Genomic DNA, 10652 nt, shown 5'->3' with positions numbered 1-10652 from the left:
CAGAGGCAGAGGCAGAGGCAGAGGCAGAGGCAGAAAATAAAACCTTAACTGGCTAATCATGTATTCAAACCTGCTGGGCCCCTTCAACATACCTCCCTTTGCGAATGCTTACCCAGCGCCCATTAATTACTCAGTGATTGGATTTCATTTTGAAAAACTGATATTTAAGTAGATACACTAGCCACTATCAACATGCTGGGACGTGTATTAAATGAGCTTGATTGGCTTGATACTGGCGTTGATCGCCATCCTTGGCGGCAACATGATCGAGGGGGGTCACCCCAGTGCACTGCTCGATCTGCCCGCATTCCTTATCGTCATAGGCGGCACCATAGGTGCTGCGCTGACCCAGTTTCCTTTCTCCGTCGTCGGCAGCACCTTGAAGCGCTTCAAATGGCTGCTCTCTCCCCTCAAACTCGACATGCAGGAACAAGCCCAACTGCTCGAAACTCTGGCAGCTAATGCCCGCCGCAGCGGTATGCTGGCGCTGGAAGGGATGGTTGACGAGATCAAGGATCCCTTCCTGAAGAAAGGGGTGCAGATGATGGTCGATGGTTACGAGAAAACCAAGATCCACGAGGTGCTGGAGAACGAGATCGAATTTGAGCAGGAAGATCTCGAACAGACCGTCAAATTTTATGAAGCCATGGGTGGCTACTGCCCGACCATGGGAATTGTGGGGGCGGTATTCGGTCTCATCCATGCCATGGGTCTGCTGGATGCCCCCGACAAACTGGGTGGCGCCATTGCGGTGGCTTTTATCGCCACCATCTACGGGGTATCCGCCGCCAACCTAATCTTTTTGCCGTTCGGCAACCGTTACAAAGGATTTGCCCACCAGATCCGCCACTACAAGGAGATGACCTTGACCGGCATTCTCTGCATCGTGGATGGCGAGTCACAGGCACGATTGCAAGTTACCCTCGAACCTTATCTGGGAGGTCACGGTGGCCAAAAAGAAAAAGGCTGAAGCGCCGGAGAACCACGAACGCTGGCTGGTCTCCTATGCAGATTTCATGACCCTGCTGTTTGCTCTGTTTGTGGTGCTCTACTCCTTTGCCATGGCCAAACAGTCCGAAACCCGGGTGCTTATCCAGGGCTTTATCGAATCGCTGGGTAAAATCGGCCTCATCTCTCCCCCTGCCGGCTCCCCCTTGATGCAGGGGGGCACAGGGATTCTCGAACCGGAATCGAAGACCACACCGAGTAGCCCGAAGAAAGAGACTGTGCTGGAAAAGGATGCTCCGATGGCGGCATCTGATCCGTTCAACGAGACCATAGGTGCCTCGGAGAAGCCGAGTGCCACCGAATCCTGGCCGCACAAGACCAAGGAGCAGGAGTGGGTTCAAGTCACCAAGAAGAAACTCGAACAACAGCTCAAGGCACAGATTGAATCCAAAGATCTGGAAGTCGAACAACTCGGCAGTCAACTGGTGATCCGCATCGGCGAGAAGGCGCTCTTCCCCTCAGATTCGGCGTTCCTGCAGCCTCAGTTCGTTCCGCTGGTCCACAAGATCGCCGGCATTCTGGCCAACATCCCGGGACAGGTGGTGGTCACCGGTCATACCGATGATTCACAGGCGCCTGTGGAGCTCTATCGCAACAACTGGGAGCTTTCGGTGCTGAGGGCCTCCTCCATCGTGCAGGCCATGCTGGCCAACCCCCAGCTGGATGCCAGACGGGTCATCGCCCAGGGTGTGGCCGACACCCAACCCCGCTTTGCCAATGACACCCCCGCACATCGCCAGGCGAATCGCCGGGTCGATATCACCCTCTCACAAGGCAAGGCAGCAGAAGAGTCGCTGCAACTGCTCAAACCCTGATCCCCCTCCCGCCTCGCGCGGGAGCCTCTTTCTAAAAACAAAGAACTCAATAATATCAACACCATAAGACCTTAATGATAATGATTTCTATTTATTGCCAGCAGGTCAGGCCTCTGCAATAATGCCGCCCAGACTTAAATAAAAATCATTATCATTATGAACAGACTGTTTCAGGCATGGCCGGCACTCCTGTGTGCTTCCGCTGCTGCGGCCGATCTTCCCCCTGTGGAGAAGGCTCGTAGCGATGGCACCATCATTGTCACCGGGCAACGGGTACAACAGAAACTCTCCGATGTCTCTGGCTCCATCACCGTCATCACCCAGGAAGAGCTGGACCGTCAGGTCGCCAGCGAGCTGACCCATGTGTTTCGCAAGATCCCCGGTGTCTCGGTCACCGGCTCTGCCGGGCGCCCCCAGAACATCAGCGTGCGCGGCATCGGTGGCAACCGCATCCTGCTGATCAAGGATGGTGTGCGCGTCAGCGACGGCTTTGGTGCCGACAACATCAATGACAAGGTGGGTCGCTTCAACTTCGATCTCGACGACATCAAACAGATTGAGGTGGCCAAGGGGGCTGGCTCTTCCCTGCATGGCTCCGATGCCATCGGCGGCACAGTTGTGATGAATACCAAGCAACCGGAAGATTATCTGCAACAGCAGGATAGCTATCTGGCGGCCAAGACTCTCTACGGTGGCGACAGCAACAAGAAGAAGCTCAGCATGACCGGCGCGGTACGGGCACTGGAGAGCGAACATCTGTTACGCCTCTCCGGCTGGCGTGGCAACGAAACCGCCAACTTTGAAGAGAACCGCATTCCGGCGGATCTGGATGGCATGAGCGCCTCCACCAGCAGCCGCCTCCCCCTCAATGCCCATCACGCTCTGCGGCTGGAGCTGGACTACTACGAGGATCACGCCAAACGCCAGATGGGGCCCAAAGCGGTGCCCCAACCCGATGGCAGCTGGGACGTGGTCGGTTTTCAGGAAGATGGCGATCAGCGCACCCAGGGCGGCAAGTTCAGCTGGGAAGCCAGCGATCTGGGCATGGTCGATACCCTCAACTGGAGCCTGTTTGGCAATCAGTCCCGCAACGAGGCCAACCAGCGCCAGTTGCTGCGCAACGATGCCCTGAGCGGCTATCCCAGATATCGCAGCCAGCGCACCCTCTCCACGTTCGAGGAGCTGCGCCTTGGCAGTGAGCTGGAGCTGCAGAGCAAGCTGAGCACCGGCTCGCTGGATCACACCTTCAGCTACGGTGTGGAAGTTGAGCAGGCCAACCACGAGCGACCGGTCAGCAATCTGACCCTGGAAGATGGCATCACTACCCAGGGACAGAAAGCCCCCTTCAGCAAGGCCGAGACCCGCCGCGATGGCATCTGGCTGAGCGATGTGATCGATCTGGGCAGCTGGCAGTTTACCCCGACCCTGCGCTTTGACCGCCAGCGCCTGCGCGCACCGGACAGCAATCTGGCACAGAACCACAGCGACCACATCTCCCCCAGTGTGGCGGCCAGTTACCGCTTCAACGAGACATGGCGCAGCTGGCTCAGCTATGCCAACGGCTTCCGCGCCCCCGCTTACGATCAGGTTTACGGCAACATTCCCCACTACTTTGCCATGCCGCCGTTCGAGATCATCGCCAACCCCAACCTCAAGGAGGAGACCAGCCACAGCCTGGAGTGGGGAGTGAATGGCCAAAGCGACAACTGGAGCGTCAAACCGGCCGTTTTCTACAACCGCTACTACAACTTCATCGACTGGCGCCAGACCGGTTTTCGCCTCGATGACGGTGTCTTCCTGCGCCAATATCGCAACGTCGCCAAAGCAGAAACCTGGGGCGCCGAACTGGCTGCCAGCCTCTGGCTGAGCGACGAGTGGGAACTTTCGACCAATCTGGCCTGGATGGATGGCAAGGATCACCGCGGTGAGCCGCTGCGCACGCAGACACCGCTGGAAGGCAACACCACCCTGCGCTGGCAGCAGCTCGACTGGGGGGTTGAGCTCAGTGGCAACTATGCCGCGGCCATGACCAAGGTGCCCCAGTGCGCAAATGGGCAGACTGGCTACAACGGTGCCTGCCAGAGCAGCGCAGGCTGGTTCAGTCTGGATCTCACCGGCGACTGGCAGATCACCGAGACGCTCAAGGTCAATGCCACCATCGGCAACCTGCTCGATACCCGCTATGTCCGCTATCAGGATGTGGCCGGACTCCCGGCTGGCAGCGACACCTCCCTCTACAGCCAGAGCGGCCGCTACCTGTCAGCCAGCCTCAGCTACCGTTTCGTGGGGATGTGATGAAACATCATGCAATCATGGCGGCCCTGTTGGCCGCCCCGTTGGCGTGGGCGCAAGAGGCCCTGCCACCGCCGATCCCGTCCCAATCGCACCTGATTTCAGGCAATCCCGTACGCCAGGATCCCTACTTCTGGTTGCGGGACGAGAGCCGCAGCAACCCGGCCATTCTCGCCCTGCTCAAGCAGCAAAATCGCTGGAGCGAGCAGCAACTCGCCACACAGCAGCCGCTGGAAGCAACCTTGCGCGCCGAGTTTGCCGGTCATCCGGCGGGTGAACCCGTACCGGACAACTGGCTTGTCCGCGGCGATCAGGCATGGCAACTGCGCCCGGATGGCTCACTCTGGCAACGCCACGGGGGCAAGGTGCAGCAACGGCTTCCCGCCAGAGCGGGTGAGGGCTATTACGACGCGGGCGGCTGGGCCCTGAGCCCGGATAACCGCACACTGGCCATCGCCGAAGACAGGCGCGGCGATCTCGACTATCAGGTCACCCTGCTCGATCTCAAAAGCGGCAAGGCGCTGGCCAGTTTGGCACAGCGCAGCGCTGATCTCGCCTGGTCACAAGATGGTCGCACCCTCTACAGCATCGCCAACGAGCGCTACACTCTACGCCCCTGGCAGCTGCGCGGCTGGCAGGATGGCCAGGAGCAGACTCTCTATGAGGAGCAGGATCCCGCCTGGCTGCTCAGCCTCTATCGCACCACGGATGGCCAACATCTGGTGTTGCAGGGCAACAACCACGATAGCTCGGAGCAGTACCTGCTCGACTCGGGCAAGCCGCAGCAGGTCAAACCCCGCCAGCGCGGGGTGGAATACTATCTGGACAGCCAATCCGGCTGGGTGATCAAGAGCAACCGGGAGGGGGCGTTTGCCCTCTACTCAGCCAGCACGCCGCTCGGTGAGTGGCAGCGCCTGTGGCCCGCCAAAGGGGAGGATCTCGGCGATCCCGACAAGTGGCGACTGTTTGATCGCCATCTGGTGGTGCAGTTTCGCCAGCAGGGGGAGGATTGGCTCGCCCTGCTCGATCGCAACGGCCATGAACGCCAGCGCCTGCCGCTGGCCAGTGGCGCCGGTACCGGCTGGCTGCAAGGAGAACATGACCCGGCCAGCGACCGCATTCTGGTGCGCAGTCAGGGCTTGAGCCAGCCCCCCGGCCAGCGCTGGCTGGATTTAAACAGCGGCCAGTGGATCAACGACCAGCACACCGCAGGTAATAAAGCATTGCCCTATCAGAGCGAGCGGCGCTGGATCACCTCTGCCGATGGCACTCGGGTACCTGTCTCGCTGGTGTGGCGCAAGGATCTGGCCCCCCGCGCCGTACTGCTCTACGGCTATGGCGCCTATGGCACACCGATGCGCCCCTACTACCAGAAAGAGCTGTTAAGCCTGCTGGATCGGGGCTTTGTCTACGCCATCGCCCATGTGCGCGGCGGCGGCATGCTGGGGGAGCAGTGGACCCGCGACGGACGGGGCATCCACAAGCAGAACGGTATCAGCGACTTTATCGCAGCCGGTCACGCCCTGCGCCACTGGTCGCCCGACTCTGCTCCCCTGCCCCTGTTTGCCATGGGGGGCAGCGCGGGGGGCACGCTGGTTGCTGCGGCCCTCAACCGGCAACCGACACTCTTTAGCGGCGCAGTGTTGCAGGTTCCCTTCGTCGATATGCTCGGCACCATGAGCGATCCTGCCCTCCCCTTGACCCGTCAGGAGTACCAGGAGTGGGGCAACCCGGCCAAGCCCGCAGAGTATCAGGCGATGCGCCGCATCAGCCCCTACGACAACCTGCACCGCGCCCCCTACCCGCCCCTGCTGGTCACTACCGCCCTGCACGACAGCCAGGTGCCCTACTGGGAGCCGGTCAAGTGGCTGGCCCGCCTGCGGGAGCACAGCACGGGCTCCGGCCCCTACCTGCTGCTGACCGAACTGGAGGGAGGCCACCGCGCCGGTGGTGGCGATCGGGCTCGTGAATTTGCCTTCTTGTTGCATCTGGCGGGGATCAACCAATGACCCTGCCTCTGATTGGGAGTACCACTATGAAACCCCTGTTGCCCGCCCTCTTGCTGGGGCTGGCTGGCTTTGCCACTCAGGCCGCCGAACTGCGTTTTGTCGAACAGGACGCCCCGGCCGATACCCGCCTCTGGCTCGAACAGCAGCTCGGCGTCACCCTGAGTGATGCCCCGGCCTATCAGCGCCAAGGCAAGCTGGGCCACTATCTGCATTATCGCCAGCAGCTCAATGGCGCACCGATCGCCGGCCTGATGGCCGCCGTCAGTCTCGATGAGCAGGGTCGCCCGTGGCGCCTTTATCACAATACCCGGCTGATGCAGGCACAGGCGGCTCCATGTGATGAGGCAAGCCGCGCCGGGGTGGATGCCTATACCGCCACGCTGGATGGTACGGTGTGGCAATTCGCTGGCAGTGACGAAGCCCAGCCCTGGTATTGGCAGGATGGCGACACACTGACTGCGGCCTGGCGTCTGCTGGCGGTGGAAAGCCAGCCGGGCAACAGCAAGAGCAGCCACTGGCAACTGTTTGTCACCTGCGATGGCAGCGCCCTGCTGGGGCGCACGCTGCAAGAGGCCAGCACCCGTGCCGAAGCGGTCCCGCTGGCAGGGGAAGCGGCCACGGTGCAGGCCCGCATCTTTGCCCTCGACCCACGCACCCAGTTGCAAGATGGCAATTTGCTGTGGCGCCACGATCTGGTGCTGGACAACGGGGCCTATCGCACCGTGCCGCTCACGGTACAAAAGGTGGATGACACCTACCAGCTGAGTGGCCCTCGCGCCCGGGTTGTGGATGGTACGGCGCCGGAAACTGTCCCCTTTAGCAGCCCTGATGCCGATGGCTTCCAGCTGGATCACCAGCAGCCCGCCTTCCTCGATATCAATGGCTACTACCATCTGGATCTGGCCCAGCGCCATGTGGAATCCCTTGGCTATCCAACGCTGATGGGCGGCCCCCTGGCCATCGATACCGATGCCGGGGAGCAGGACAACTCTCTCTATGACCCCTTCCTGCGCCGGTTGGAGATTGGCCGGATAGGGGTGCCCGACGCGGAAGATCCCATGGTGATCTGGCACGAGTTTGGTCATGCGGTGCAGCACCATATCCTGCCCGACATGGGAGAAGAGGGTGACTGGGGCGCCATCGGCGAGGGCTTTAGCGACTATCTGGCCGCCAGCTGGCGCCAGCGCAGTCCAGAGGCTCGCCAGTTCGAGCCTTTCATGGTCTTCAACTGGGATGCCAGGATCAGCGGCCGGACGCCCCGTCAGCTCGATGATCTGCGGGCGCGCTATCATCCGGGCTTCCTCTATCCGGCTCACCTCACCATCAACGGCAGCAACGGCGACCAGCTGTGGGGCACTCCGCTCTTCAGCGCGCTGCGCCAGGCCGTTGAACAGTATGGCGAGGTAGCCCGTGACGAGTTCGATACCCTGCTGATTGAATCCCACTTCGGCCTCGGCCCGCAGGTGCGGATGCCCCAGCTGGCGCGGGTCACCGTGGATACCGCCAACCGCCTCTATCCGGATCGCAGTTATGGCAAGCTGCTGGAGCAGGCCTTCCGCCACCACGCCCTGCTGCCCACCCCCATCGCGGCCCGCCTTGCCGATGACAGCTACCTGCTTCCCGGGGAGAAAAAGAGCCTCGCCATCGAATTGACCAACCAGAGCGGCCGTCCCCTGACCGTGGCTGACGCCAGCCTGCTCCCGACCAAGGGACTCATTGGTGACGGTCACTGGCAGGGAGAGCTCAACGCCGATGGCACCGCCCGCTGGACCCTGCCGCTGGAAGCGGCGAGCAACCTGACCTGTGGCGAGGCAGTCACCTTGCCGCTGCAGTTCCAGCTCACCCTGCCCAGCCCCACCGAGCGCCAGACCCGTCTTGACTTGCAACTGCCGATCGGTGAACCGCTCTGGCAGCGGGCCATCGGCCAGGGTGGCCAGATAAAGGATGCGGTGAGCGATGAACGGCACGGCCTGTCCCGCTTCACTCTCACCCTGCCCGAGAGCAAGGCCCGCATCGACAGCGGATTCGTGGTCGCCCTCGATCTGGAGTACAGCAAGCTGGAGCAGCTGGAGATCTGGCTCACCTCCCCTTACGGCACCCGGATCAGCCTGTGGAACAAGGGCTACGCCAGCCATACACGGCTCAAGGGGGAGTTCCCCCGTGAACTGGTACCGTTCGAATCGCTGGATAAGCTGCACGGCGAGCCGCTCGCTGGTCGCTGGCTGCTGGAGATCAACGACACCAGCGCCGGTGACACCGGTCAGTTGCGCAACTGGCGGGTAGCCCAGCAAGTCGGCGCCCGCTGCGACAAGGATGAAGCCCTGCCCAACACCGGCATCATTCCCCTTGAGCAGGATGAAGGGGGTGGCGGCGCGACTTCGCCCCTGCTGCTGTTGCTGGCCCTCTGGCCCCGCCTCTGGCGCCGGAGCACCCCGCGCCGTTGAATCCTGTACCACGGGGGTTACCGCCCCCGTGAACCTGTGACCGAATCAAGGAATGTGAAGTGAAACCATCCGTATTGGTTATTGCAACCCTCTCAGCCCTGCTCAGCGCCTGTGGCGGCGGGGAAGATAACGCACCACTGGCGATCCCGGACTACCGGGTCGATGTCGCCCTGCCGACTGCCGGTACCCTGTGCGCCGATCTGGATCAGAACTGGCAATGTGATCCTGCCGACCCTGCCGTCAGCGGCGAAGGAGTTGTGGCCCTGGTCAGCCGTTCGGCCAACATCGTCAACTCGCCCCTGCTGTTCGTACCGAGGAGCGGAGGACTGCTGCTGGCACATCCGGCCGCCAAAGGGGAGCCACAACGGCTGCAACCAACCCTGCTCAGCACCCTGTTGCAGAGCCGCATTGCCGAAGGGGTGGCAGCCGATCGCGCACTGGCGCAGCTGTTGGCCGATCTCGCGCCGCTGCAACCGGGCAGCGACCGCGTGGCCCTCGCGGGCCTCGGCCAGTTTGATCAGGCGCTGCAGCAGGTGGCGATCAGCTTGCAGCAACAGGCCCGCGCACGACTTACCAACGCCAAGGAGACTCAGTTGCTCACCACCAGCTATCGCGCCATCAGCCTGATGCTGGCGCAATTGGCTCAGGAGTGGCAGCGCAACGGCCAGTTTGCCGAAAATATCCAAAGCGAACTGCTGACCCTGCTGGTGCAACAGCAGCCACGCAACCTGCTGACCGTCACCGGCGTCACCACCTTCAGCGATGGCAACGATCCGCTGCTGGAACAGGAGCCCGACGACTATCCGGGACAAGATGCCAGCTGGAATCGCACTCGTCCCCAGCTTGCCTATCGCAAACTCGATGATCGCGGTCAGGAGCTCCCCGACAACGCGCCGAGCTGGCAGTGCGTCAAGAATATCAATACCGGTCTGGTGTGGGAGGTCAAATCGGATGACCCCTTGAGTCCTGACTGGAAAAGCAGACCCTTTGCCTATGAGGATGAGCAGTTCAAGGCGACCGCAGGCGAGCAGCAAGCAGCCTACCAGCATATTCATAAGAGGATCGAACAGCTCACCGCCGAAGGAGATCTGGCGGCCCTCGCCCGGGCACAGGCGCTGACCACCATGCTGACCACCCGCGCGTATCAGCAGTGGCTCAATGGCGAGCAGCGCTGCGGCATCAGCCAGTGGCGGCTGCCCACCATGGGTGAGCTGATGTCACTGATGCACTACGGCAGCCTGGCCAGGGACCCACTGGGTCAACGTATCATCGTGGATACCCGTTACTTCCCGGATATCGCCTCCTCGGAAGATGACACTTACCATGGCTACTACTGGAGCGCTACCAGCAACACCGCCCAGCGCTTCTCCGGTGGCCCCATCAGCAAACGCACAGTCCTGCTCCTGGGAGACGATGCGGGCACCACCTATCCCGCGCTGGTGCAGCAAGATACCTATATCGAACTGATGCAGGTACGACTGGTCGCCACTCCCCAATAATCCGAGGAATATCATGAGCCTTTATCACTTATCGTTCGCCATGCTGGCGCTGCTGGCCCCCCTGGCCCACGGTGCTGCCATTTGTGATGACACCATGGATCGCACCGCCCCCTCTGCCCGGTTTCTTGACCATGGCAACGGCACCGTCACGGATCAACACACCGGCCTCACCTGGATGCGATGCAAACTGGGGCAGACATGGAGTGGCAGCAGTTGTGCGGGGGAACCGACCGTTTACTACTGGCAGCAGGGGCTGCAAGTGGCGGAGCGGATCCGCAGCGACAGCAGCCATGCTCTCTATCACTTCGGCGGTATCAGCCAGTGGCGCCTACCCGACATCAAGGAGCTGGCGACCCTGGTCGAGCATGCCTGCTACAAGCCCTCTCTCAATGAAGCCATTTTCCCGCGCGCCATGGCGGGGGGCGGTAAAGAGGTCAATGAGGGCTATGTCTATCTGATGAGCAGCACGGTAACCTCCGCCAATGGTCAGCGGGCGTATCTGGATATCACCTCGGGAGATATCGGTCTTCGCGCCATTGGCGCCTACCCGGATCAGGTCTTGCTGGTCGCCAATAAACCCTGACC

Annotated in this window: 7 protein-coding genes; all 7 read left to right on the top strand. The window is 61.5% G+C overall.

The annotated features are described in order from the left end of the window. Positions 1-211: 211 nt before the first annotated feature. The 7 genes from ACRAUW_RS14090 (at position 212) to ACRAUW_RS14060 (ending at position 10650) form a co-directional block, all read left to right on the top strand. Positions 212-970, top strand: coding sequence for a flagellar motor protein (locus tag ACRAUW_RS14090; protein ID WP_431362776.1), 759 nt, complete (start codon positions 212-214; stop codon positions 968-970). Next, positions 948-1823: a flagellar motor protein MotB gene (locus tag ACRAUW_RS14085; RefSeq protein ID WP_431362775.1), complete on the top strand. Its 876-nt coding sequence runs from the start codon at positions 948-950 to the stop codon at positions 1821-1823. The genes ACRAUW_RS14090 and ACRAUW_RS14085 overlap by 23 nt, the downstream gene beginning before the upstream one ends. A gap of 156 nt (positions 1824-1979) precedes the next feature. After that, positions 1980-4118, top strand: a complete 2139-nt coding sequence (locus tag ACRAUW_RS14080) for a TonB-dependent hemoglobin/transferrin/lactoferrin family receptor (RefSeq protein WP_431362774.1) — start codon at positions 1980-1982, stop codon at positions 4116-4118. After that, positions 4118-6124: a prolyl oligopeptidase family serine peptidase gene (locus ACRAUW_RS14075; RefSeq protein ID WP_431362773.1), complete on the top strand. Its 2007-nt coding sequence runs from the start codon at positions 4118-4120 to the stop codon at positions 6122-6124. Before ACRAUW_RS14080 ends, ACRAUW_RS14075 begins: the two co-directional genes overlap by 1 nt. After that, a complete protein-coding gene (locus ACRAUW_RS14070) occupies positions 6121-8568 on the top strand; it encodes a proprotein convertase P-domain-containing protein (protein WP_431362772.1) in 2448 nt (815 codons plus the stop codon). Before ACRAUW_RS14075 ends, ACRAUW_RS14070 begins: the two co-directional genes overlap by 4 nt. A gap of 59 nt (positions 8569-8627) precedes the next feature. Continuing rightward, positions 8628-10067, top strand: a complete 1440-nt coding sequence (locus tag ACRAUW_RS14065) for a DUF1566 domain-containing protein (protein WP_431362771.1) — start codon at positions 8628-8630, stop codon at positions 10065-10067. 13 nt (positions 10068-10080) lie between these two features. Beyond that, entirely contained in the window at positions 10081-10650 is a 570-nt protein-coding gene (locus ACRAUW_RS14060; RefSeq protein WP_431362770.1) for a DUF1566 domain-containing protein, read from the top strand. Positions 10651-10652: the final 2 nt, after the last annotated feature.

It is taken from the genome of Aeromonas sp. (assembly GCF_050633025.1).
Lineage (GTDB): Bacteria > Pseudomonadota > Gammaproteobacteria > Enterobacterales > Aeromonadaceae > Aeromonas.
This window is presented reverse-complemented; position numbering and strand designations above follow the sequence as displayed.

Excerpts from the sequence above, each read along its gene's own strand:
- ACRAUW_RS14070 (WP_431362772.1), top strand. The coding sequence starts at position 6,121 with ATGACCCTGCCTCTGATTGGGAGTACCACTATGAAACCCCTGTTGCCC.
- ACRAUW_RS14060 (WP_431362770.1), top strand. The coding sequence starts at position 10,081 with ATGAGCCTTTATCACTTATCGTTCGCCATGCTGGCGCTGCTGGCCCCC.
- ACRAUW_RS14090 (WP_431362776.1), top strand. The coding sequence starts at position 212 with ATGAGCTTGATTGGCTTGATACTGGCGTTGATCGCCATCCTTGGCGGC.
- ACRAUW_RS14075 (WP_431362773.1), top strand. The coding sequence starts at position 4,118 with ATGAAACATCATGCAATCATGGCGGCCCTGTTGGCCGCCCCGTTGGCG.
- ACRAUW_RS14080 (WP_431362774.1), top strand. The coding sequence starts at position 1,980 with ATGAACAGACTGTTTCAGGCATGGCCGGCACTCCTGTGTGCTTCCGCT.